Genomic DNA, 22,351 nt, shown 5'->3' with positions numbered 1-22,351 from the left:
TCCACGGGCGATGCCGCCGGGTCAAGGGCGCCCGGGCCACAGCGGCGCGAAATCGACGGGTTCGGCGCCTCAGGGGCGGCGGATGCGCACATAGAGCGCGCCGGCGCCGCCATGGCCGGGAGCCGCCTCCTCGAAGCCGATGACGAGGGGCCGCATCTCCGGCAGCGACAGCCATTCCGGCACCACTCGCCTGAGCACGCCGCGCGAGGCATAGGGGTCGGGGCGGAACGTGTCCTCGTCAATGTCGCGCAGGCGCTTCGGCGCGCCCTTGCCGGTGATGACGATGACCAACTGGTGGCCCTCGGCCTGGGCGCGGCGCAGGAAGGCGATGAGCCGGCGATGCGCCGCATCCTGGGTGAGCCCGTGCAGGTCGATCCGCGCATCGGCATCCCGCCGGCCGCGCAGCAACTGGCGCTTCAGGCCCTTCTCCAGGGCGGCGAGTGGGGGCGGCGCTGGGGGCGCGGGCGGCACGGCCTTGGTCGCCGTGCGGCGGGCGGGCTTCACCGGTGCCACCTCGACCACGGGGGGCGCCGGTTCGGGCTCGGGCTCCGGGGCCACCCGCGCCGGGTCGAGCGGCGTGACGGACCGCGCCACATGCGACCACAGGCGCTTGTCCTCGGCCGAGAGGTCCCTCTTGCGGCGGCTCACGGCCGCGGCTCCGGCACCGGCACCTGCGCCGCCTCCGGCGAGAGGCTCTTCGGCAGCAGCACGAACCAGTTGGCGCGGTGGCGGATGCGGCCCGCCACCGATCCCGCCTCGGGCCCGGTGCCGAGATAGAGGTCGCCGCGCGCGGGGCCGACAATGGCGGAGCCGGTGTCCTGCATCACCATGAGCCGCCGGAAGGGCTCGCCCGTCTCGCCGATACCGGTCGGCATCAGGCCTTCGATGAAGACCGGCGTGCCATAGGCGTGGACGTTGCGGTCGACGGCGATGGTGCGCCAGTCCGTCACCGGCACGCCCTGGGCGCCGATCGGCCCGTCCTCGGCCGAGAGCTCGCTCTTCACCCGGAAGAAGACATAGGAGCGGTTCTGCCGGCGCACGTCGCGGGCGGGCTCCGGATTGTCGGCCATCCAGGCGCGGATGAAATCCATCGACATCTGCTCGCGGTTCGCGATGCCGCGCTCGATCATCACCCGGCCCACCGGCACGTAGCGGTGGCCGTTATGGGCGGCATAGCCGATGCGCAGGGTCGAGCCATCGGGAAAGCGCAGCCGCGCCGATCCCTGGATCTGCGTGAACATGACGTCGACCGGATCGCGCGCATAGGCGATCTCCAGCCCCCGCCCGGCCAGCGCACCCTCCTCGATCTCGCCGCGGTCGAAATAGGGCAGGAAGCGGCCGTTGACCCAGCGCCCGGCACCCGAACGGGCATCGAAGCCGGCGCCGCCGCGGGCCGAGACGAGATCCTCGGGCTTGGCGTGAAAGGGGGCCGGAAAGGCGTCGCTGCGCTCGCGTGCGGCCAGCACCTCTGGCTCGTAATAGCCGGTGAGGAAGCCGTCAGCCTCGGTGCGCTCGCCGAAGCGGGCGATACGGACCGGGCGGAACTCGGCCTCGAAGAAGGCGCGCGCCGCCGCCGCCGTGACCGGATCGGGCAGGGCCATGGCGCGCGGGCAGATCTCGCGCACGGCCTGCCAGATTCGCGGCGCGGTGCGCGGCGGGCCGGAGGCGGCGAGGATCGTGCGGCAGGAGATGCGGAAGGCCTTGAGGGCGAGATCCTGCCGGTCTTCCGCCCAGCCGGGCAGGTCCGCGAAGCGGGCCGCCTCGCTCCAGGTCTCCGGATAGACGAAGGGGAAGCCCGAGGCGTGGGACGTGGCGGCCTCGGCCTCCGGTTCCGCTGGCTGGGCAGCCGTGGCGGGCGGGGTGGCCGTAGTGGGAGGTGTGGCTGGAACGGAGGGCTGCGCGGGCGCCGTGGGCTCTGGCGGCTGCACCGCTGCGGACGGGGCCGCCGGCGCGGGAGCGGCCGGCGCAGGGTCTGCCGCAACGGCAGGGGCCGGCGCCGGCAGGAGGAGCAGGAGGTCGCTTGAGCCGGCCTGTGCCGGGTTCCCCAGGCTCGTGACGGCGAGCAGAGCCGCCAGGGCCGGGATCAGGGACAGCCGTGTCGATCGCGATCGCATGGGCCGTCCCCGCGCGAAGAGGATCAGCCGCCGGCTTCGGTGGCGATGAGGCGCCAGTTCGGGTCACGGTCGGTGACGTTGCGGGCGAAGGTCCACACATCCGTCACGTCGACGACCTTGTCCGGCGAGCCCTCCACCACCGTGCCGCTGCGGTCGCGGGTGGCGGTGACGAGCTGCGAGACGAACTTCATCGTCACCTGAGCCTGGTCTGCGCGCATTTGGGCGTCGACGATCTCGGCGCGCTCGATGCCGACGAAGCGGGTTTCCACCTGCTCGCCGCGCGTCTCGCGCTCGCGGATCGCCGCCTCGAAGCCGTCGAACACGTCCTTGGCGAGCAGGTCGCGCAGCATGCGGCGATCCCCCGCGGCGAAGGCGAGGACGATCATCTCATAGGCAGCCTTGGCGCCGCCGATGAAGCCGCCGGGCTCGAAGGACGGGTCGCGCGAGGCGATGCCGTCGAAGCCGTGGGCGAGCGGGGTGCCGGGCGCGGCAAAGGTGCCCCAGCGCGGCTCGGCCGGATCGAGGGCGACCGGAGCCGGCGCGGGACCGCGGTTCGGCAGCGGGATCACCTCGCCACCCTGCGGGCCGGGCGCGCCCGGAGGCCGGGCACCGGGGGGAAGGTCACGCGGCCGAAAGGGATCCTGCTCCGAGCCGGTCTTCGTGCCGAGCACGCTCCGCAGCCGGAAGAAGATGAACACCGCGAGGGCGAGGAAGATGATCGTGTAGATGTCGAACACGTTGGTCATGTCGCCGTTGAGAGAAACAGGCTCGTCCCGATCCGCAGCACGCCGCGAGGGGCCTTCAGTGTAGCTGCATCGTGGCTCTCAGATAAGGTCTTTTTCGAAGCCCGCCAGTCCACTGCGGCATGCCGCCTCGCAGCACGCCCGCGCCGGGGGCGCCGGGCCGCCTTCCGCGGGTCGGAAAGCCTTTCGCAACGGAATGACGCTAGGTTGCAGTCGGGAGGTGGGACATCCCGCAATAGCAAAGCAGAGCATCAGCGAGCGTCGGCGCGGCGGCCGGCGGCAGGATCTCCGGTACAGCGCCCGCATCGAGAACCTCGCGGACGGTGTCGAGACGGCTTGCACGATTCTGGACGTCTCGCAGACCGGCGCCCGGCTCATTGCCCGCGACCCCGATCAGATCGGCGAGGAGTTCCTCCTGCGCCTCGCGGTCGGCCGCCAGGCCCAGCGCCATTGCGAGGTGGTCTGGCGCGACGGCGCCACCATGGGCGTCCGGTTCCTCGTTGCCCCGGAGCCGGGCCCCTGACGCCGCCGATCGCGACGGTCGTCGTCGGGACCGGGACGAGACGGGCGGTGGCGAAACCGCCGGGGGCGAGATGCCTCATCAGGGCCGTCGCTGAGCCCTCAGCGACCCCTTCAACCCCGCGCCGCGGCTGGTATTCACGTGCCTGAAAAAGCAAACGCCCGCGTGCGGGTGGCACGCGGGCGCTGTGAAATTGGTGCCCAGAAGAGGACTCGAACCTCCACGCCTCGCGGCGCTGCTACCTGAAAGCAGTGCGTCTACCAATTCCGCCATCTGGGCGAAGGCGGCTCTCATAGCGAGCCCGGCGGGGCACGTCAACGTGCCTGTGTCGGGAAAGCGCCCCGTGGCCGTCAGGGGCCGAAGACGAAGACGCGGCGCGGCACCAGTTCGCCGGCCTCGACCTCGCAGAGCGCGATGGGGTCGCCGCCGCAGGAGGCCCAGACCGTTCCCTCGATCGGCGCATCGCGGCCGCGCAGGATCGAGCTCTGGCCGCGCAGCAGCCGGCCCGCCACGTCGCGGTTCACCTTGACCTCCGGCACCTCGGAGAGCGCCGCCTCGACGGGCAGCAGGGCGTCCTCCAGGGTCTGGTCGGCGATCTGCCCCTCGACGAGCTCGCGCAGCTCCTCCAGCGTCACGGTGTCGTCCTCGCCGAAGGGGCCGACGCGGGTGCGGCGCAGCTCGGTGACATGGCCGAGACAGCCGAGGTCGCGGCCGATGTCGCGGGCAATCGCCCTGACATAGGTGCCCTTGCCGCATTCGGCCTCGAAGGCGGCGCTCTCGGCGGAGAAGGCGACAAGCTTGAGGCTCTCGACCGTGATGGGACGGGCCTCCAGCGTCACCTCCTCGCCGTCGCGGGCGAGATCATAGGCGCGTTCGCCGCCCACCTTGATGGCGGAGAATTTCGGCGGCACCTGCATGATCGTGCCGGTATAGCGCGGCAGCACCGCTTCCACCGCCTCGCGCGTCGGCCGGGTGTCGGAACGGGCCGTCACCTCGCCCTCGGTGTCGTCGGTGGCGGTCTCGGCGCCCCAGGCGACGGTAAAGCGATAGGTCTTGCGGCCGTCCATGACGAAGGGGACGGTCTTGGTCGCTTCCCCTAGGGCGATGGGCAGCAGGCCCGTGGCGCGCGGGTCGAGCGTGCCGGCATGGCCGCCCTTCTTGGCGTTGAACAGGCGGCGGACCTGCGACACCGCATGGGTCGAGGTCATGTCGAAATCCTTGTCGAGCACCACCCAGCCGTGGACATCGACCTTCTTGGAGCGTGGCTGGTTCATGCCTCGTCCTCGCCCTCGCGGCGCACGTCGCGCTGCACCGCCTCGCTGTCGAGCAGGCGGTCAATGCGCGAGCCCTCCTCGAAGGAGGTGTCGATGCGGAAGCGCAGGTCGGGCGCGAATTTCAGGTTCGTGCGGTGGGCGAGCTCGCCGCGCAGGTAGCGCTTGTTGCGGGCCAGCGCCTGGATCACCGCCTCCTGGTTCTGGCCGCCGAGCGGCATGACGAAGCAAGTGGCGATCTTCAGGTCCGGCGACATGCGGACCTCCGGCACCGTGACGATGGTGGTCTCGAGCACCGGGTCCTGGATCTCGCCGCGGGACAGGATCTCGGCGAGGCCGTGGCGCATGAGCTCGCCGACGCGCAATTGCCGCTGGGACGGGCCGGAGCCCGTATCGAATCGTTTGGCCATGGTCGTGACGTCCTTCGCCCGGGATCGGACCGGGTGGAAGCGGATGGGAGGCGGGCACATACACCCGCAGGGGCGGAAAGGGAAGTCAGAAGGCGGCGAGCGCCCGCTCCGCCTCGCCGATGGCTGCGGGCGTGCCGACATGCAGCCAGAGCCCGTCGAGCACCAGCCCGAACAGCCGGCCCTTGGCCAGCGAGGCGTTCCACAGCGCGTTAAGCGAGAAGATCTCGCCCGCGGTTCGCCCGGCGAAATCCTCCCGTCGCATCACCGCTGCGCCGGCATAGGCGAAAGGCGCGCGTGCCGCCTGGCCGCGCCGGGTGAGCCGACCGGCCTCGTCGCGGAAGAAATCGCCCGGCCCGTCGAAACCGACGCTACCCTCCATCGGCGCGAGCAGAAGCAGCGTGTCCATGACGGCCGGATCGAAGGCCGCCATCAGCCGGGCGATGTTGGAGCTGTCGCGGTCGCGCCAGAAGGAATCGGCGTTGCGGATGAGGAAGGTCTCGCCGAGCTCGCCCAGCGCCTGCATCACCCCGCCGCCGGAATCGAGGATCTGCGCCCGCTCGTCGGAGATCGTCACCGCCGGCTGCCTCCGGCCCTGAACCGCCCGCTCGATCTGGTCGGCGAGGTGGTGGACATTGACCACCGCGCGCGTCACGCCGGCCGCGGCCAGCGGATCCAGCACATGGTCGAGCAGCGTCTTGCCGGCGACCTCCACGAGGGGCTTGGGGATGCGGTCGGTGATCGGCCGCATCCGCGTGCCGAGACCGGCGGCCAGCACCATGGCGCTGTCGATTGTCGTCACGGCGGCGTCACGCGGTCGTCGACCCAGCGCTTCACCCGCTCCAGCGCGGGATGGGCGAGGCAGCGCTGCAGATAGGCCCAGATGCGCGGCAGGTGGGCGAGGTACTGGGGCTTGCCGTCGCGCTGGTCGAGGCGGGCGAAGATGCCGAGGATCTTGGTGGCGCGCTGCGCGCCCATGATGGCGTAGAGCCGCGCGAAGGCGGCCATGTCGAAGCTGGGATCGGCGGCACGGCGGGCGGCCGCGTAGCGCGACAGGAGCTGGAGCTCCAGCTCCTCCGGCACGGTGATCCGCGCATCCTGAAGGAGCGAGGCGACGTCATAGGCCGCCGGGCCCATCACCGCGTCCTGGAAGTCGATGAGGCCGACGCGTTCGACGCCCTCGCGGCCCTCCAGCCAGATGAGGTTCGGCGAATGGAAGTCGCGCAGCACCCAGGTCTGCGGCGCCTTTTCGACCTCGCCGAACAGCTCTGTCCAGCGCTGCAGGAAGACATATTTCTCGCTCGCCGGAATGCGGGCGCCCTTCATCGGCAGATACCAGTCGAGGAGCAGTTCCACCTCGATGGTCAGCGCGTCGCGGTCATAGGCGGGGAGGGCATAGGGGCCCTTGGGGGTCGCCAGCTGCGCCGGGCGCGGGCGCGCATGGATGAGGGCCAGCACGTCGACCGCGGCCATGTAGCGCTCGGGGATCGGCGCACCGTCACGGATGACGCCGTCGCGGCCGAGATCCTCGATGACGAGGAAGCCCTGGTCGAGGTCCACCGCCTCGATCTCCGGCGTCGACAGCCCGATGTCGCGCAAGCCCTCGGCCATGGCGACGAAGGGCACCATGTCTTCGGCGAGATGGGCGATGCGGCTGTAGGGCAGGCCGTTCTTCACCACCGGCCCGTCGGGCTTCTTCGGCGCGTTCATCAGCACCGCGCGGCGCTGGCCGTCGAGCAGGCGCTCGTAGGAGCGCGAGGAGGCATCGCCCTGCAGGTGGCGGCGCAGCGAGCCGCCCCAGCCGGCATTGTCGAGGAAGCCGCGCAGCGCCATGAGGCGCTCCAGCCGCGGACCCCAGCTGCCATGGCCGACGAGAACCGCGTTGCGGGCATTGGGGCCACGCCCCGGCGCCAGCGTCAGGATGATCTCCAGGCGGTCGCCGGAGAGCGCGCCGTCCAGCCGGTCGGGCCATTCGACGATGAGCAGCGCCCGGTCGGAGACCTCGTCCCAGCCAATCTCGGCGATCTCGTCGGGGGAGGTCAGGCGGTAAAGGTCGGCATGGACCACCGGCAGGCGGGCAAGGTCGTAGGGCTGGACGATGGCGAAGGTCGGGCTCGGCACCTCCAGCATGTCGTCCTCGGCTATGGCGCGGATCAGCGCCCGGGCGAGGGTGGACTTGCCGGCGCCGAGATCGCCCTCCAGCGTCACCACGTCGTTCGGCTGGACCGCCATGGCGAGATCCATCGCGAGCTGTCGCGTCTCGGCCTCGTTGGCGAGCATGCGGGCGTGGCGGAAGGCGTCTGTCATTCGGCGGCTTTCGAGAGGTCCTCGAGATGGGCGGGCAGCGCCACCTTGACCTGCGTACCCGCGCCCGGCGCACTCTCAACCTCGATCCGGCCGCGATGCAGGTGGACGAAGCTCTGGACGATGGACAGCCCGAGGCCGGCGCCGCGGTGGCGGGTGCCGCTGGTCCGCGTCTCGAAGCGCTCGAACATCCGGCCGACCATGTCGGGAGCGATGCCGCGGCCCTGGTCGCGCACCTTGAAGACGATCTCCTCGCCCTCGCGCGCCGCGTCGAGCACGACCAGCCCGCCGCGGTCGGAGAAGCCGATGGCATTGGTCAGCAGGTTGAACAGCACCTGGCGGATGCGCTGGGCGTCGGCCTGGAATGTGCCGATATCGCGGGCGATGCGGGTCTCCAGGCGGATCTGGTTCTCGGCGATGCGGTCGCGCACGGCGTCCACCGCCGCCTGGATCGCCGTCCTGATATCGACCTCGGACAGTTCGAGCTGCATGACGCCCGCGTCGATGGTGGCGAGGTCGAGCACGTCGTCGATGATAGACAGGAGTGAGGCCGAGGAAGCGCCGATATAGCCGAGATATTCGCGCTGCTTGTCGTTGAGCGGGCCGATGGCCGGGTCGTCCAGCACCTGCGCGAAGCCGATGATGGTCGTGAGCGGCGTGCGCAGCTGGTAGGAGACGTGGTGGACGAAGTCGTTGCGCAGCTTGGCCGCGGATTCCAGCGCCTCGTTGCGCTCGGTCAGCGCCCGCTCGACCATGACCATGTCGGTGACGTTGCGGAATGTCACCAGCGTCGCGCCACCCGGCAGCGGCGCCGTGCGGGTGTCGATCACCGAGCCGTCGTTGCGCTCAATGCGCACCGAGCGCGGCTGACGCTCGTCGGCGACGGCCGTCACCGCGCCGCGAATGTCCATCCAGACCCGGGCATCGCGAACATAGGACAGGCAGAGGGCCGCCACCTGGTCGATGGCCGGACGGCCCTCGAGCATGGTGTCCTTGATCTCCCAGAGCGCCGCGAAGGCGCGGTTCGACAGCGACAGCCGTCCGTCGGGGCCGAACACGGCCACCGCCTCATCGAGATTGTCGATGGTCTCGCGCTGGACGCGGCCGAGCGCCTGGACCTGCGTCTCCAGCTGCAGGCGCTGGGTGAGGTCCTCGAAGACATAGGTGACGCCGCCGGCCGGGTCGGGGTTCTGCACCACGCGCAGGAAGCGCCCGTCGGGCAGCGGCCATTCGAGGATGCGCGGCTCGGTGTCCACCGCCTCGTAGATCTGGTGAAGCGTCCGCATCCATTCGCGGAAGTTCGACTGCTCCGGGAGCAGCCGCCGCTCGCGCAGCCGGTCAAGGATGTCGCCGTCGGTCGGTGCCTGGTGGAGGAAGGCGGGTTCGAGGTCCCAGAGCTGGCGGAAGGCCTCGTTGTTGAAGACGAGGCGCTTGCCGGCATCGAAAATGGCGACGGCGGTGGCGAGCTGGTCGAGGGTGCGCTTGTGCGTCTCCATCTCGACCGAGAGTTCGGAGCGGATGGTCTCGAGCTCGGTGACGTCCACTGCCATGCCGGCCGAGCCGAGGCCCGCCGGCCGTTCGACCACGTCGAAGATGCGCCGCTGTCCGGCCGCCACGGCGGCAACGCGGCGGGCGAAGGGCGTGCGGGCGCTGCGGGCTATCGCGGCCTCGTTGCGGTCGGAGGCGGCGAGGAGTTCGGCGCCCGAGGCCACCGCCTGTTCGCCGTCGGCGGCATCGGTTGCGGCGGCATAGGCGGTATTGACCCAGGTGAGCCGCCCATCGGCATCGCGCAGCCAGACGGGCAGGGCGAGGCTGCCGAGGAAGGAGCGGACGGCTGCCGTCTCGCGCACCAGGGCATCGTGTTCGGCGCGCAGGCGCACGAGTTCGGCCCGCGCGCCGCCGACATGGCGCAGCCGCAGCACGGCGCGTCCGGCGATGGGCCGGCCCTCCGCCTCGATGGGCTGGCCGCCCTGGCTGACGAGATCGAGGGTGAAGGGCGTGCCGGACTGGCGCAGGGCGTCGACGGCGCGTTCCAGCTCGGCGGCGGGCTCCGGCGGTAGCCAGGCGCCGAAGGCGAGCACCCGCCGCGGCGAGGGCAGGTCGGTGACCAGCGTCACGTCGCCGGTGATGTCGGGCTCGTCGCGGTCGCCGCCCCAGACGACGATGACATGGGGGTCGAGGGTGAGCAGCTCGGTGAGGCGGTCGAGGGCGAGGCGCAGCTCGTTGATCTCGCTCCGGGCGCTCTGGGCGTCCATGGCGGCTTTGGCCCGCGCGCGCAGCAGGCCGATGGCGGTCACCACCCCGAAGACGACGACGCCGACATTGAGCCCGAACGCCGCCCATTCATGGGCGCGGATGGTGCCGAGAACCTCCGACAGGGCCGGTCCCACGATCTCGGCGGAGGCGAGCGCGGTGGAGCCGAGGAGTGCGGCGGTGGCGGCGGACAGCGTCGCGAGCCCCTTCGGCAGGCGCCGGTCCGATGATCCCGGCTGGTCTGATGCGTCCTCGACCCTGCTGAGGCCCGGCATCGCCTGTCCTTGTCGTCCGCGGTTCGGCACCTCTTGCCCTTGGGAGCGATCCGCGATGGTGCCGCCCGCACCGCGAATCACGTCCACCATACCCTCGCGATGACTCTGCGTTTAAGAGTCCAGAACGAGAACGGCGCGAGGAAAATCGCGCGCGCTCTTCCGATGCGTCACAGCGCCGGCAGATCGCGCCGCATGGTGATGGCCTCGGTGGTGCCCGCCTCGGTGCGGTAATACCCCTTGCGGCGACCGATCGTGACGAAGCCGGAACGCTCGTAGAGCCGGATGGCGGGGGTGTTGCCGACCTCCACCTCGAGGAAGAGGGTGCGGACCCCGGCGCGCATCAGGTCGGGGATATGGGCCTTGAGCAGCCGGGCGCCGTAGCCGCGCCCGCGCAGCCGCGTCGACACCGCGACGGTGAGGATCTCCGCCTCGTCGGCGGCGATGCGGCTGAGGATGAAGCCGGCCGGCGGCGCGGTGGGCCGGCGCCGGATGACATGGGCGAGGACATTGCGCTCGATGAGCATGGCGGCGATGTCCTCGGCGCCCCAGCCGCGATGGAAGGCGCCGGCGTGGATGGTCGCCAGCTCGTCGCAATCGGCGCGCTCGGCCGGCCCCACCACCGGTTCGGGGCGCGGCCACCACCAGAGGCCGACATCGTAGATCGAGGTCACGGGCGGCGCGCCTCCGCGCTGGTCTTGGCGTCGACGGCCTTGAGGTAGAGCGGCCGGCAGGGGGCGAGCGCCGGGTCCACCGCAGCGCCGAGCCGGGCGAGAACGGTGATGTCGGGCGCGGCGCGGCTGTCGCACAGCGCGGGCGGAGCGGCATCTGCGGGCCAGGCCTCCATCACCGCCTCCGTGCCCGGGCCGACGAGGGCCACGGGGCCGGCCGCCGCGGCGAGCACTGCCGCCTGCTCGCGCGGCAGATAGGCCGGCGCTTGCAGGATGCTGCGATCAGCGCCCAGGAGCGCCGCATAGACATGGCTGTGGCGGGCATCGATGGCGGCCAGCACGGCGAGCTGTTCGCGGGCGGTCAGGTGGGGCTCGGCCAGCACGGCAAGGGTCGATAGTCCGACCGCCTCACCACCGGCGGCCAGCGCCATGGCGCGGGCGGCGGACAGTGCGACGCGCAGGCCGGTGAAGCTGCCGGGTCCGGTGGTGGCGACGAAGCGACGGCAGTCGCGCGGCGCGATCCCCGCCGCCGCACAGGTCTCCGCAATGAGCGGGATCAGGCGCTCGGCATGGCCGCGCTCCATCGCCTCCGAGGCGGAGGCGAGGATCACGTCGCGGTCGGCGTCGAGAACGGCGACCGAACAGGCTCCCAGGGCCGTGTCGAGGGCGAGGACCAGCATGCGGCGGTGCTACACCCTCGCGCCGCGCCGGTGAAGGCCGACTTGCGGCTGAAGCTGCTGCGTCAGATGGCCTGGACCTCGCGCACGTCGGGGAGGAAGTGGCGCATCAGGTTCTGGATGCCGTGCTTCAGCGTCGCGGTCGAGGACGGGCAGCCCGAGCAGGAGCCCTGCATGGCGAGATAGACGATCCCGTCCTTGTAGCCGCGGAAGGTGATGTCGCCGCCGTCGGCAGCCACTGCCGGGCGCACCCGGGTCTCCAGCAGCTCCTTGATCGTATCGACCGTGCCGGCGTCGGCGGGATCGAAGAACTCCGCATCTTCCTCGGCCGCCGGGGCGCTGTCGCTGCGGACCAGCGGCTGGCCCGACATGAAATGCTCCATGATCGCGCCGAGGATCGCCGGCTTGAGGTGCGGCCATTCGGCCGAGCCCTTCGTCACAGTGATGAAATCATTGCCGTAGAAGACACCCGCGACGCCGTCGATGGCGAAGAGCTTCTCGGCAAGCGGCGACTGGCGCGCGGCATCCAGGTTCGGCATGTGCAGCGTGCCCTCGGGCAGCACCGTGCGGCCGGGCAGGAACTTCAGGGTCGCGGGATTGGGCGTGGCTTCGGTCTGGATGAACATGCTGCTCTCCCCGTACGCCGGTTCAAGGCCGGGCCGATTGGAATGATTCAAAAAACTGATCCTCTCAATGATGTGGCGATCCGCGCGCCTCACGTCAACTGCAAAGCGGCCGCACGGCCGGGTTGACGAAACCTCCGCCTCCACCAGTCTGTATTCCCCCGGGAGAAACACCATGCCTACACGCCGCCAGATCCTCGTGACGGGGACCACCCTTGCCGCTGCCGCCATCCTGCCGGCGCGCGCCCAGCCGCGCCCGGCGACGCCGATCCTCTTCGTCCATGGCAATGGCGACCATGCCGCGCTCTGGATGACGACGCTCTGGCGCTTCGAGGCGAATGGCTGGCCGTCCGATCGCCTCCACGCCCTCAACTTCACCGATCCGCTGTCGCGCAACGACGATGCGGTGGCCCAGGCCGGCCGCTCCGGCACGGCCGATCAGCTGCGCGAACTCACCGCCGCGGTCGATGCCCTGCTCGCCCGCACCGGCGCGACCCGTCTCGCCCTGGTGGCGAGCTCGCGCGGCGGCAATGCCGTGCGCAACTTCGTCGTCGAGGCTGGCGGCGCGCCCAAGGTCAGCCATGCCGTGCTCTGTGGCACGCCCAACCGCGGCGTCTTCGCCTGGGACGCCAATCCCGGCAGCGAGTTCAATGGCCGCGGCCCCTTCCTGACCATGCTCAACCGCCGCGACAGCGACGTGGTGGAGGGTACGGCCTTCCTGACGCTCCGCAGCGACGGCAACGACAAGTTCGCGCAAGCCGACGGCCGCTTCGTCGGCCGGCCGGGGGTTGCCACCGGCATCGATGCGGAGGGACCGACCCTGCGGGGCGCGACCAACATCGCCCTCGGACAGCTCGACCACCGCGAGGTCGCCTTCCACCCCCGCGCCTTCCGCGAGATCCACCGCTTCATCGCCGGCACCGAGCCGCAGACACTCGCCGTGCCGGCCGAGGCGGAGGTGCGGCTTTCCGGACTCGTCACCGGCAATCCCGGCGGCGTGCCGACCAATCGCGGGGTGGAGGGCGCGAAACTCACCGTCTTCCGGGTCGATTCGGCCACCGGTGAGCGCCGCGGCGAGGCGATCCTCGACGTGACCACAGCAGCCGACGGCCGCTGGGGCCCGGCCATCGTCCGCCCGACCGATGCGCTGGAATTCGTCCTTGCCGCGCCGGGCGCGCCCGTCACCCACATCTACCGCTCGCCCTTCCCGCGCTCGTCGGCGGTGGTCCACCTGCGCCCGGCCCGGCCGCTGACCGATGCCGACCGCGCCGCCGGCGCCGTCGTGCAGATGACCCGTCCGCGCGGCTATTTCGGCATTCCCCGCGACGTGGTTCTGCTCGACGGCCGCGAGCCGGGCGATGTCACCAAAGGCGTCGCCACCGACGCGGCGACGACGCTGCGCCTGCCCGCCTCCGAGATCGGCCGGCCGGTCGCCGGCCTGTTCAACGAGGAGCGCGTCGTGGCGCGGGCCTGGAGCACGGCCGAAAACCGCATTGCGATTGCCGAACTGACCTGGTGAGGGCGATCAGGCGAGCGCCTCGATCTCTTCGTCGGAGAGCTGGCCCGGCACGATGGCGACGGGGATCGGATAGGAGCCGGCGGTGCGGGCGAGGCTGGAGACCAGCGGTCCCGGCCCGTCCTTCCCCGTGCCGGCAGCGAGCACGAGGATGGCGACGTCCGGGTCCTCCTCGATCTGGGCGAGGATCGCTTCGCTGAGCTTGCCCTCGCGGACGACGAGTTCCGGCTCCACGCCGACCAGGGTCATCGTCCGGTCGGCGGCGGCGTCGAGCTTGGCGCGTGCGTCCGCGTGGGCCTCAGCGCGCATCACATCGGCGACGCCGAAAAGCGCCTGTCCGTCGCCCACCTTCGGCTCGATCACGGCGAGCATGAGCAGACGGTGGCCGGTGCGGGCGGCACGGCGGGCGGCGAACACGATGGCGCGGTCGCATTCGGCTGTCTCGTCCACCACCACCATGAATTTCGGGGTGTGGCCGGACTGGTAGGCTTCGCGCTTGCGGGTCATTCGGGGCCTCTCCTGCGCACCGCAACGGCGCTATGTCGCACCCCCGCCGCAGCCTTGGCAAGCGGCCGGCGCGGGGCGGCGATGGCGCGTTCCGGCATCACAACGCGGTGGCATCGCGTCGCAATCCTTGGAAAGATGGGGGTGGGCTGCTATGTGCCAGCACATGACCGACACGCCGCTCGACCTCATCCGCAACTTCTCGATCGTGGCCCATATCGACCACGGCAAATCGACGCTCGCCGACCGCCTCATCCAGGTCACCGGCGGCCTGTCCGAACGCGAGATGACCGAACAGGTCCTCGACAACATGGACATCGAGAAAGAGCGCGGCATCACCATCAAGGCGCAGACGGTGCGCCTTGACTACACCGCGAGCGATGGCAAGACCTATGTCCTGAACCTCATGGACACGCCTGGCCACGTCGACTTCGCCTATGAGGTGTCGCGTTCGCTGGCCGCCTGCGAGGGCTCGATCCTCGTCGTCGACGCCTCCCAGGGCGTCGAGGCCCAGACGCTGGCCAATGTCTATCAGGCGCTCGATGCCGGCCACGAGATCGTGCCGGTGCTGAACAAGATCGACCTGCCCGCCGCCGAGCCGGAGCGCGTCAAGCAGCAGATCGAAGATGTCATCGGCCTCGACGCGTCGGATGCCGTCGAGGTCTCGGCCAAGACCGGCCTCAACATTCCCGCCGTGCTGGAGGCCATCGTCCAGCGCCTGCCCGCGCCGAAGGGCGACAAGGCCGCGCCGCTCAAGGCGATGCTGGTCGATAGCTGGTACGACCCCTATCTCGGCGTCGTCGTCCTCGTGCGCGTCATCGACGGCACGATGAAGAAGGGCCAGCGCATCAAGATGATGGGCACGGACGCCGTCTACGACATCGACAAGATCGGCGTCTTCACGCCGAAGATGCGCGACGTGACGGATCTTGGCCCCGGCGAGGTCGGCTTCATCACCGCGTCCATCAAGGAGGTCGCCGATACCCGCGTCGGCGACACGATCACCGACGAGAAGAAGCCGACCGCCGCGGCCCTGCCGGGTTTCAAGCCGGCCCAGCCCGTGGTCTTCTGCGGCCTCTTCCCCCAGGACGCCGCCGATTTCGAGGACCTGCGTGCCGCCATGGGCAAGCTGCGCCTCAACGACGCCAGCTTCTCGTTCGAGATGGAGAGTTCGGCGGCGCTTGGCTTCGGCTTCCGCTGCGGCTTCCTCGGGCTCCTCCACCTCGAGATCATCCAGGAGCGGCTGGAGCGCGAGTTCAACCTCGACCTCATCGCCACCGCGCCCTCGGTCGTCTACCAGATCCTCCAGCGCGACGGCACGCTGATCGAGCTGCACAACCCGGCCGACATGCCCGATCCGATGAAGATCGAGATCATCTCGGAGCCGTGGATCCGCGCCAAGATTATGACGCCGGACGACTATCTCGGCTCGGTGCTGAAGCTCTGCCAGGACCGCCGCGGTGTGCAGATCGACCTGACCTATGTCGGCTCGCGCGCCATGGTCACCTATGACCTGCCGCTCAACGAGGTGGTCTTCGACTTCTACGACCGGCTGAAGTCGATCTCGAAGGGCTATGCCTCCTTCGACTACCAGATCACCGACTATCGCGAGGGCGACCTCGTGAAGATGTCGCTCCTGGTCAATGGCGAACCGGTCGACGCCCTCTCCATGCTCGTCCACCGCAACCGCGCCGAGAGCCGCGGCCGCGCCATGTGCGAGAAGCTGAAGGACCTCATCCCGCAGCACCTCTTCAAGATCCCGATCCAGGCCTCGATCGGCGCCAAGGTCATCGCCCGCGAGACCATCTCGGCCCTGCGCAAGGACGTCACCGCCAAGTGCTACGGCGGCGACATCTCCCGCAAGCGCAAGCTTCTGGACAAGCAGAAGGAGGGCAAGAAGAAGATGCGCCAGTTCGGCAAGGTCGACATCCCGCAGGAAGCCTTCATCGCCGCGCTCAAGATGGACGCGTGAGGCGGGTCGCCTGTCGCGGCGGCCCGACCCTTCAGTCCTTCATCAGCACGAGACGGTGCAGCGTTGACTGCTTGAGGTCGAAGAACCGCCAAGACATGGCGAAATAGACGAAATACTTGTTCACCACGTGATGCCCGACCAGGGCCTCGGCCTGGTCGCGGTTCTCGACCAGCCGGTCGAACCAGGCGCGCAGGGTTGGCCGGTAGTCATGCGCGGAATCGTGGGCGATGCGGAAACCGGCGCGTTCCGCCTTGGCGCGGATGTCGCTATGCAGCGACAGGATCGATCCCGGGAAATAGGCCTGGGCTCCGAGCATCGACGGCGGCACGGGGTCGGTGCCGTTGAGCGAGAAGAAGTGCTGCACCATGCGGCCGCCCGGCTTCAGCGCGGCATGGAGGCGCTGGAACAGCGGCAGGATGCTGTCCGGCCGCACATGTTCCAGGGCGCCGATCGCATAGATCTTGTCGTAGGTCTCGGTCCCGTAATCATGGGTGATGAGATCGGCGAGCGCGACGGAAAAGCCGAGATGGGTGCGGATGTAGTCCACCTGGTCGCGTGACAGGGTCAGGCCCGACAGGTTGCTGCCGTCGCCGATGGCCGCACTGATATGCTTGAGCATCCCGCCCCAGCCGCAGCCGAGTTCGATGATCTTCTCGCCGGGCCGCGGGTCGAGCAGGCCCAGGATGTGATTGGCCTTGTTCCGCTGCGCATCCTCGATCGTGTCGGTCGGGGCGTTGAAGTCGGCGCAGGTGTAGAACATGTAGTCGCGGTCGAGGAACAGCGCGTAGAACGCGTTCGAGACGTCGTAGTGATACTCGATGCCCTCGGCATGGGTCTGGTCGAGGAAACCCTTGATGATCCGCCGGCGGAACGGCGCGGGCGGCCAGTGATCGACAAAGCCCTGCTCGATAGCGGTCCGGTCGCAGGTGCAGAAGTGCCAGATCCATTCGGGATCCACCCGCTTCGGGCTCGTCGCGAAGAAGGTGGGGATGGCATAGGCGGCGCCGTAGACCAGGCCCTCATAGAGCACCCGCGTCCAGCGTGTGGCGAGAGAGGCGGGCCTCAGTCCCAGTTGGGGTCGCGATGACGCAGGCGTCGACGAAGTCATGCGGCCCCCCTGGCCGCTTGTTCAGGCGCGGCCGCGTAAGCTCTTCTTCGGTCTCACCATGGCGCTCAGCCAATTGGCGATCTCGGTTCTGCGACGGCCGGTGTCGAGCAGCTCGACATCCAGGCCATGGCGCCAGGCGACGGGGGTGTTCGCCGGATCGACATTAAGGGCATCGAGGTCGGAACGCCAGCGCGCAAGGGCCTCCATGTCCTCGAAGAAGCCCTCATCGACGAGGCGGGGTCCGAGCGCGCCGCCAATGGCCGCGACCTCGGCGAGGGAGAATTCCGGATGGTACTGCACCGCCCAGGCGATGCCCTGGCCGACGCGGATCTCCGCCGCCTGCACCGCGCTCATGCCGTTGGAGGCGAGCAGCGTCGTGCCCGGTGCCATGGTCTCCACCTCGTCCTGGTGGACGGCGGGAGCGTCGAAGGCGATCGGCCGGCCGGCAAGCATCGGATGGGTGCGGCCCGCCTCGTTGGCGGTGATCTTGCGGGCGAAGCCCATCTCGCGGCCCTTCGGGTTCTTCCGCACCACACCGCCGGCGGCGGTGGTGAGCACCTGCAGGCCCCAGCACGATCCGAAGACCGGTGTTCCCGAAGCGAACACCTGACGGGCGAGATCGATCTGCGAGCGGATCTCTGGGGTCATGTCGTAGAGGTTCAGCGACGAACCGGTGAGCGCCACGCCGTCATAGCCCTCGAGGCCGCCGGCATCCGGCAGGTTCGCGCCGGGATCGGCGGGAAAGGCGATGTCGCAGACGGCGTCGGGCGCGAGTTCGCGCAGCACCTCCGCATAGGCCTCGGAGGGGGTCGCACCACGGCCGGCGGCGTGGCGGGCACGATCGGCGGCGGTGTTGCCTTCGATGACGAGGAGGCGGAGCGACATGGGAGGCCTTCGGGAGGACGGTCTGCGAGACGCCCCGTGACCTGATGGCAGCAAGGGACGGAATTCCGTTGCCCCATCCGCGCAAAAACGGCAAGACGTGCGGTGACCGCACAATCGCCTGAGGCCGACCCTGGACGCCGCCCCCTTCCGCCAGATCGACCGCGACCACATGCTGGGCCTCGAGAAGGGCCTCGCCGTGATCGCCTGTTTCGATGCCGGCCATCCGCGCCTCACCATTGCCGATGTCGCCCGTATGACCGGCCTCAGCCGCGCCACGGCGCGCCGCTGCCTCATCACCCTCGCCCGCATCGGCTATGCCGAGACCGACGGCCGGCACTTCGCGCTGACCCCTCGCGTGCTCCAGCTCGGCTACGCCTATCTCTCCTCCACGCCGCTGACGGCGGTCTTGCAGAACGCGCTGGAGCGGCTCAGCGAGGAGATCGGCGAGAGCTCCTCGGCCTCGCTCCTCGATGGCCGCGACATCGTCTATGTCGCCCGCGCCGCTACCAAGCGAATCATGTCGGTGGGCCTGTCGGTTGGCTCGCGGCTGCCGGCCTATTGCACCTCGATGGGCCGGGTGCTGCTCGCCGCCCTGCCCGAGGACGAGGCCCGCCGCCGGGTCGAGGCCTCGGACCGCCGGGCGCTGACCCGGGCGACCGCCACGTCGGTCGAGGCGGTCATGGCGCGCGTCGCCGCGGCGCGCACCGCCGGCTATGCGGTCATCGACCAGGAGCTGGAGGTGGGCCTGACCTCCATCGCCGTGCCGGTCATCGACCGCGAGGGCAAGGTGGTGGCGGCGATCAATGTCGGCACGCAGGCGACGCGCTTTCCGCCCGGCGTGATCGTGGCGGAGATCCTGCCGAAGCTGCTTCGCGTGCAGGCGGAATTGGCCCGGATCGTCTGACGACCCCCAAACCCTGTGGGCGGAGCGCGCGGCGCGGTTGAATTCGCACGCCTCACCTGCGAGCGTCCCGGCGATGCTCGACCCCGCGCCCCCTCCCGCTGCCGCAAGCCCGCCCGCCGAGGCGGAGGGCCGCGTCACGCCGATGATGGAGCAGTACATCGAGATCAAGGCGGCGAACCCGGATTCGCTGCTGTTCTACCGGATGGGCGATTTCTACGAGCTGTTCTTCGACGATGCGGTCGCCGCCTCCCGCGCCCTCGGCATCGCCCTGACCAAGCGCGGCAAGCATCTCGGCGAGGACATCCCCATGGCCGGCGTGCCGGTCCATGCGGCGGACGACTATCTCCAGCGCCTCATCCAGCTTGGCTTCAAGGTCGCCGTCTGCGAGCAGGTCGAAGATCCGGCGGAAGCGAAGAAGCGCGGCTCGAAATCGGTGGTGAAGCGCGACGTCGTCCGCCTCGTCACCCCCGGCACGCTGACAGAGGACTCGCTCCTCGACGCCCGTCGCAGCAACTTCCTCCTCACTGTCGCCCGCGCCCGCACCTCCTCCATCGCTGGCGAGGGTTTCGGCCTCGCCTGGGTCGACATCTCCACCGGCGAGTTCCGCGTCGCCGAAACCGATGGCGGGCGTCTTGCCGCCGACATCGCTCGCGTCGACCCGCGCGAAATCGTCATTTCCGACGCGCTCTATGCCGATACCGGCCTTGCCGATTTCTGGCGCTCCTTCCGTGCGGTGTCGCCGGTGCCGCGCGACCTCTTCGACGGGGCCACCGCCGAGCGCCGCCTTGCCGGCTATTTCGGCGTCGGCACGCTCGACGGCTTCGGCGCTTTCTCGCGCCTCGAACTCACCGCCGCCGCCGCGGTCGTGACCTATGTCGAGCGCACGCAGATCGCGACTCGCGCGCCGCTCACCCCTCCGGTGCGCGAGGCAGCCGGCGCCGCCATGCTCATCGACGCGGCGACCCGGGCCAATCTCGAACTCGTCCGCACCCTCGGCGGCGAGCGGCAGGGCTCGCTCCTTGCCGCCATCGACCGCACCGTGACCGCGGCCGGCGCGCGCCTCCTCGCGGTGCGGCTCGCAAGCCCCCTGACCGACCCCGCTGCCATCACCGCCCGGCTCGACGCCGTCGAGGCCCTCGTCGCTGCGCCGTCCTTGCGGGCCGAGATCCGCGCCCGCCTTGAGGAAGCCCCCGACATGGCGCGGGCATTGACCCGCATCGCCATGGACCGCGGCGGCCCGCGTGACCTCGCCGCCATCGGCCAGGGACTCGTCGCCGCCGTCAGCCTCGCGACCCTGCTCGGTGATGTCGCCGCCGGCGAGCTGGGCGCTGCGGCCGAGGGCCTCGCCCGTCCCTCGCCCACCCTCGCCGACAGGCTTGCCCAGGCGCTCGATGTCGACTTGCCGCTGCTCAAGCGCGACGGCGGCTTCGTCCGCGCCGGTTACCTGCCCGCCCTCGACGAGACCCGGGCGCTGCGCGACGAGAGCCGCCGCGTCATCGCCTCGCTCCAGGCGCGCTATGCCGAGGAGACCGGCATCCGCACCCTCAAGGTCAAGCACAACAACGTGCTCGGCTATTTCGTCGAGGTGGCGCAGCAGCACGGCGAGACGTTCCTGAAAGCCCCGCTCAACGAGACCTTCATCCACCGCCAGACCATGGCGGGGGCGATGCGCTTCTCCACCACCGAGCTCGGCCAGCTCGAGGCGAAGATCGCCGGAGCCGCCGACCGGGCGCTCGGCCTCGAACAGGAGGTCTTCGCCGATCTCGCCCGCGCCGTGCTCGCCATGGCCGATGACATCCGCGCCGCGGCGGAGGCGGTGGCGGTGCTGGACGTTGCGGCCTCGCTGGCGACGCTGGCGGCGGAGGAAAGCTATTACCGGCCGCTGGTCGACACCTCGCTCGCCTTCGCGGTGAAGCAGGCCCGCCATCCCGTGGTCGAGCAGGCCATCCGCGGCAAGGCGCCGTTTGTGGCCAATGACTGCGACCTGTCCGGCCATGACGGCCGGTCGGAGGCGCCCGCCGGCCGCATCTGGCTCATCACCGGCCCGAACATGGCGGGCAAGTCGACCTTCCTGCGCCAGAACGCGCTGGTCGCGGTGCTCGCCCAGATGGGCTCCTTCGTGCCGGCGGCCTCGGCCCATCTCGGCATCGTCGACCGGCTGTTCTCGCGTGTCGGCGCCGCTGACGACCTTGCCCGCGGCCGCTCGACCTTCATGGTCGAGATGGTCGAGACCGCTGCCATCCTCAATCAGGCCGGTCCCCGCGCTCTCGTCATCCTCGACGAGATCGGCCGCGGCACGGCGACCTTCGACGGCCTCTCCATCGCCTGGGCAGCGGTGGAGCACCTGCACGAGACCAACCGTTGCCGGGCGCTCTTCGCCACCCATTTCCACGAGCTGACCGTGCTGTCGCGGCGGCTGCCGCGGCTGTCCAATGCCACGATGCGGGTGAAGGAATGGCGCGGCGACGTCATCTTCCTCCACGAGGTGGGCGAGGGCGCCGCCGACCGCTCCTACGGCATCCAGGTGGCGAAGCTCGCGGGGCTTCCCCCCGCCGTGGTCGAGCGCGCCCGGCAGGTGCTGGCCGAACTCGAGGCGACAGACCGCACGGCACCGACGCGTCGCATGATCGACGACCTGCCGCTCTTCGCCGTGGCGCCGCGTCCGGCTCCCGCCGCGCCGCCGCCCGATCCCGCGCTCGACCTGCTCGACACGATGGATCCCGACGACATGACGCCGCGTGAGGCGCAGGAGGCGCTCTACGCGCTCAAGGCGCGGCGCGGGCGGCCCGCCGGCTGAGCACCAGCAGCAGCGCCGACCAGGCCACGGGAATGGCGAGGCCGACGGCAAGGCCCGTCCAGACCGCCCCCTGCGCCGCGAAGAGATGCAGCGCCAGCAGGAAGCCGGTGAAGCCGAAGATCATCGTCATGCCATTGACGAAGGCGGAGGCCACCGCCGGCCCGCCGAGGCGGCGATGCATCAGAAGGATGAAGCTCGAGAAGCTTGCCGGGAACAGCGCGGCGATGCCGGTCGCTCCCGGCCCGAGCCGCTCCGAGACGAGGATCACCGCCACCACCACCGAGACGACGATCGCCGCCCGCAGCGGCAGATCATACCAGCGGCGTTCGACCCGCGCCGGCTTCTCGCCGCCGCGCCAGCCCCAGGTGAGTGCCGTGGCGAGCCCGAAGACGACGAGGTTCAGGATGACGGCTGAGACCGTGCCCCAGGCAAAGGCCTTCACCGCCAGCGCCGCCGCGAGCCAGGCGGTGATCATCGCCGCATAGGAGACGATGAGCCCCCCGCCGCGCCGCGCCAGCAGCGCATAGGCGATGGCGGCGGGAGCGATGGCGACATTGCCGGCAAGGCTGGAAAGCGCGGCTTCCGCAATGAATCCGGCATCGTGGTCCAGCGCGAGGATGACATAGGCCGGGCCGGTGGAGATCGGCAGGGCCAGAACGAGCGCCGCGAGGAAGGGCCGTGCCCGCTCCGCGACAAACGAGGCGGCGAGCACGATGGCCGCGGTCGTCAGGGCCTTGGTGAGGAGGGCGATGAGGAACAAGGGAGACCGGCCGCAGCGAGTGGGGCAGCCGGTCTAGCGCGCCGCGAGGC

The 22,351-nt window shown here is 70.3% G+C and carries 20 protein-coding genes and 1 tRNA gene; 5 read left to right on the top strand and 16 right to left on the bottom strand.

Annotation, left to right across the window (positions count from 1 at the left end):
• Nucleotides 1–69 precede the first annotated feature (69 nt).
• Genes O9344_RS16850 through O9344_RS16840 form a run of 3 tightly spaced genes read right to left on the bottom strand, consistent with a single transcriptional unit; the run spans nucleotide 70 to nucleotide 2,860 of the window.
• Entirely contained in the window at nucleotides 70–648 is a 579-nt protein-coding gene (locus O9344_RS16850; RefSeq protein WP_298479958.1) for a Smr/MutS family protein, read from the bottom strand.
• Nucleotides 645–2,114 (bottom strand): MltA domain-containing protein, encoded by a 1,470-nt coding sequence (locus O9344_RS16845; protein ID WP_298479955.1) that lies wholly within the window; start codon nucleotides 2,112–2,114, stop codon nucleotides 645–647. The genes O9344_RS16850 and O9344_RS16845 overlap by 4 nt, the downstream gene beginning before the upstream one ends.
• A gap of 23 nt (nucleotides 2,115–2,137) precedes the next feature.
• On the bottom strand, nucleotides 2,138–2,860 hold the full coding sequence (locus tag O9344_RS16840; RefSeq protein WP_298479952.1) for a Tim44/TimA family putative adaptor protein: 723 nt from the start codon (nucleotides 2,858–2,860) through the stop codon (nucleotides 2,138–2,140).
• 217 nt (nucleotides 2,861–3,077) lie between these two features.
• Between O9344_RS16840 and O9344_RS16835 the strand changes: the two genes are divergently transcribed.
• Entirely contained in the window at nucleotides 3,078–3,380 is a 303-nt protein-coding gene (locus O9344_RS16835; RefSeq protein WP_298479949.1) for a PilZ domain-containing protein, read from the top strand.
• Nucleotides 3,381–3,571: 191 nt separating this feature from the next.
• Here the strand turns inward: O9344_RS16835 and O9344_RS16830 are convergent.
• The 9 genes from O9344_RS16830 to O9344_RS16790 form a co-directional block, all read right to left on the bottom strand.
• Nucleotides 3,572–3,656 (bottom strand) — tRNA-Leu (locus O9344_RS16830).
• 71 nt (nucleotides 3,657–3,727) lie between these two features.
• On the bottom strand, nucleotides 3,728–4,651 hold the full coding sequence (gene truB / locus O9344_RS16825; RefSeq protein WP_298479946.1) for a tRNA pseudouridine(55) synthase TruB: 924 nt from the start codon (nucleotides 4,649–4,651) through the stop codon (nucleotides 3,728–3,730).
• Nucleotides 4,648–5,058, bottom strand: coding sequence for a 30S ribosome-binding factor RbfA (gene rbfA / locus O9344_RS16820; RefSeq protein WP_298479943.1), 411 nt, complete (start codon nucleotides 5,056–5,058; stop codon nucleotides 4,648–4,650). The genes truB and rbfA overlap by 4 nt, the downstream gene beginning before the upstream one ends.
• 85 nt (nucleotides 5,059–5,143) lie before the next feature.
• Entirely contained in the window at nucleotides 5,144–5,857 is a 714-nt protein-coding gene (locus tag O9344_RS16815; protein ID WP_363321949.1) for a nucleotidyltransferase family protein, read from the bottom strand.
• A complete protein-coding gene (gene tsaE / locus O9344_RS16810; RefSeq protein WP_298479940.1) occupies nucleotides 5,854–7,362 on the bottom strand; it encodes a tRNA (adenosine(37)-N6)-threonylcarbamoyltransferase complex ATPase subunit type 1 TsaE in 1,509 nt (502 codons plus the stop codon). Before tsaE ends, O9344_RS16815 begins: the two co-directional genes overlap by 4 nt.
• Nucleotides 7,359–9,887, bottom strand: a complete 2,529-nt coding sequence (locus O9344_RS16805; RefSeq protein WP_298479937.1) for a PAS domain-containing sensor histidine kinase — start codon at nucleotides 9,885–9,887, stop codon at nucleotides 7,359–7,361. The genes tsaE and O9344_RS16805 overlap by 4 nt, the downstream gene beginning before the upstream one ends.
• 167 nt (nucleotides 9,888–10,054) lie before the next feature.
• A complete protein-coding gene (locus tag O9344_RS16800; protein ID WP_298479934.1) occupies nucleotides 10,055–10,558 on the bottom strand; it encodes a GNAT family N-acetyltransferase in 504 nt (167 codons plus the stop codon).
• The gene (gene tsaB, locus O9344_RS16795) at nucleotides 10,555–11,235 is read right to left on the bottom strand and encodes a tRNA (adenosine(37)-N6)-threonylcarbamoyltransferase complex dimerization subunit type 1 TsaB (RefSeq protein ID WP_298479931.1); all 681 of its coding nucleotides are present in this window, start codon (nucleotides 11,233–11,235) and stop codon (nucleotides 10,555–10,557) included. The genes O9344_RS16800 and tsaB overlap by 4 nt, the downstream gene beginning before the upstream one ends.
• 62 nt (nucleotides 11,236–11,297) lie before the next feature.
• Nucleotides 11,298–11,858 carry a NifU family protein gene (locus O9344_RS16790; RefSeq protein WP_298479928.1) on the bottom strand — a complete coding sequence of 187 codons (561 nt, stop codon included), beginning with the start codon at nucleotides 11,856–11,858 and terminating at the stop codon, nucleotides 11,298–11,300.
• 172 nt (nucleotides 11,859–12,030) lie between these two features.
• On the opposite strand from O9344_RS16790, the gene O9344_RS16785 reads away from it, so the two are divergent.
• The gene (locus tag O9344_RS16785; protein WP_298479925.1) at nucleotides 12,031–13,374 is read left to right on the top strand and encodes a hydrolase; all 1,344 of its coding nucleotides are present in this window, start codon (nucleotides 12,031–12,033) and stop codon (nucleotides 13,372–13,374) included.
• A gap of 6 nt (nucleotides 13,375–13,380) precedes the next feature.
• Here the strand turns inward: O9344_RS16785 and O9344_RS16780 are convergent, their stop codons facing one another.
• Nucleotides 13,381–13,878 (bottom strand): universal stress protein, encoded by a 498-nt coding sequence (locus O9344_RS16780; RefSeq protein WP_298479922.1) that lies wholly within the window; start codon nucleotides 13,876–13,878, stop codon nucleotides 13,381–13,383.
• A gap of 163 nt (nucleotides 13,879–14,041) precedes the next feature.
• Here O9344_RS16780 and lepA point away from each other — a divergent pair, with 163 nt between their 5' ends.
• The gene (lepA, locus tag O9344_RS16775) at nucleotides 14,042–15,847 is read left to right on the top strand and encodes a translation elongation factor 4 (RefSeq protein WP_298479919.1); all 1,806 of its coding nucleotides are present in this window, start codon (nucleotides 14,042–14,044) and stop codon (nucleotides 15,845–15,847) included.
• 31 nt (nucleotides 15,848–15,878) lie between these two features.
• On the opposite strand, the gene O9344_RS16770 is transcribed toward lepA, so the two are convergent.
• Nucleotides 15,879–16,955, bottom strand: a complete 1,077-nt coding sequence (locus tag O9344_RS16770; RefSeq protein WP_298479916.1) for a class I SAM-dependent methyltransferase — start codon at nucleotides 16,953–16,955, stop codon at nucleotides 15,879–15,881.
• A 21-nt stretch (nucleotides 16,956–16,976) separates the two neighbouring features.
• Complete coding sequence (locus O9344_RS16765) at nucleotides 16,977–17,840, bottom strand: type 1 glutamine amidotransferase (RefSeq protein WP_298479913.1); 864 nt, start codon at nucleotides 17,838–17,840, stop codon at nucleotides 16,977–16,979.
• Nucleotides 17,841–18,009: 169 nt separating this feature from the next.
• On the opposite strand from O9344_RS16765, the gene O9344_RS16760 reads away from it, so the two are divergent.
• Together O9344_RS16760 and mutS are read left to right on the top strand one after the other, a co-directional pair.
• A complete protein-coding gene (locus O9344_RS16760; RefSeq protein WP_298479911.1) occupies nucleotides 18,010–18,744 on the top strand; it encodes an IclR family transcriptional regulator C-terminal domain-containing protein in 735 nt (244 codons plus the stop codon).
• Nucleotides 18,745–18,817: 73 nt separating this feature from the next.
• Nucleotides 18,818–21,541 (top strand): DNA mismatch repair protein MutS, encoded by a 2,724-nt coding sequence (mutS, locus tag O9344_RS16755; protein WP_298479906.1) that lies wholly within the window; start codon nucleotides 18,818–18,820, stop codon nucleotides 21,539–21,541.
• Here mutS and O9344_RS16750 read toward each other — a convergent pair.
• Nucleotides 21,510–22,301 carry a hypothetical protein gene (locus tag O9344_RS16750; protein WP_298479903.1) on the bottom strand — a complete coding sequence of 264 codons (792 nt, stop codon included), beginning with the start codon at nucleotides 22,299–22,301 and terminating at the stop codon, nucleotides 21,510–21,512. The genes mutS and O9344_RS16750 overlap by 32 nt on opposite strands.
• Between the last annotated feature and the right edge of the window lie 50 nt (nucleotides 22,302–22,351).

Source organism: Phreatobacter sp. (assembly GCF_027532945.1).
In the GTDB taxonomy this organism is placed as follows: Bacteria; Pseudomonadota; Alphaproteobacteria; order Rhizobiales; family Phreatobacteraceae; genus Phreatobacter.
The sequence above is the reverse complement of the archived record's forward strand: the minus strand, read 5'-3'. Positions and strand labels throughout refer to the sequence as shown.

What these genes read in the sequence shown, in the direction of transcription:
- O9344_RS16805 (WP_298479937.1), bottom strand. Translation starts at nt 9,887, where the DNA reads ATGCCGGGCCTCAGCAGGGTCGAGGACGCATCAGACCAGCCGGGATCA.
- truB (WP_298479946.1), bottom strand. Translation starts at nt 4,651, where the DNA reads ATGAACCAGCCACGCTCCAAGAAGGTCGATGTCCACGGCTGGGTGGTG.
- O9344_RS16785 (WP_298479925.1), top strand. Translation starts at nt 12,031, where the DNA reads ATGCCTACACGCCGCCAGATCCTCGTGACGGGGACCACCCTTGCCGCT.
- O9344_RS16790 (WP_298479928.1), bottom strand. Translation starts at nt 11,858, where the DNA reads ATGTTCATCCAGACCGAAGCCACGCCCAATCCCGCGACCCTGAAGTTC.
- O9344_RS16845 (WP_298479955.1), bottom strand. Translation starts at nt 2,114, where the DNA reads ATGCGATCGCGATCGACACGGCTGTCCCTGATCCCGGCCCTGGCGGCT.
- tsaE (WP_298479940.1), bottom strand. Translation starts at nt 7,362, where the DNA reads ATGACAGACGCCTTCCGCCACGCCCGCATGCTCGCCAACGAGGCCGAG.
- mutS (WP_298479906.1), top strand. Translation starts at nt 18,818, where the DNA reads ATGCTCGACCCCGCGCCCCCTCCCGCTGCCGCAAGCCCGCCCGCCGAG.
- lepA (WP_298479919.1), top strand. Translation starts at nt 14,042, where the DNA reads ATGACCGACACGCCGCTCGACCTCATCCGCAACTTCTCGATCGTGGCC.
- rbfA (WP_298479943.1), bottom strand. Translation starts at nt 5,058, where the DNA reads ATGGCCAAACGATTCGATACGGGCTCCGGCCCGTCCCAGCGGCAATTG.
- O9344_RS16840 (WP_298479952.1), bottom strand. Translation starts at nt 2,860, where the DNA reads ATGACCAACGTGTTCGACATCTACACGATCATCTTCCTCGCCCTCGCG.
- O9344_RS16765 (WP_298479913.1), bottom strand. Translation starts at nt 17,840, where the DNA reads ATGTCGCTCCGCCTCCTCGTCATCGAAGGCAACACCGCCGCCGATCGT.
- O9344_RS16770 (WP_298479916.1), bottom strand. Translation starts at nt 16,955, where the DNA reads ATGACTTCGTCGACGCCTGCGTCATCGCGACCCCAACTGGGACTGAGG.
- O9344_RS16760 (WP_298479911.1), top strand. Translation starts at nt 18,010, where the DNA reads ATGCTGGGCCTCGAGAAGGGCCTCGCCGTGATCGCCTGTTTCGATGCC.
- O9344_RS16780 (WP_298479922.1), bottom strand. Translation starts at nt 13,878, where the DNA reads ATGACCCGCAAGCGCGAAGCCTACCAGTCCGGCCACACCCCGAAATTC.
- tsaB (WP_298479931.1), bottom strand. Translation starts at nt 11,235, where the DNA reads ATGCTGGTCCTCGCCCTCGACACGGCCCTGGGAGCCTGTTCGGTCGCC.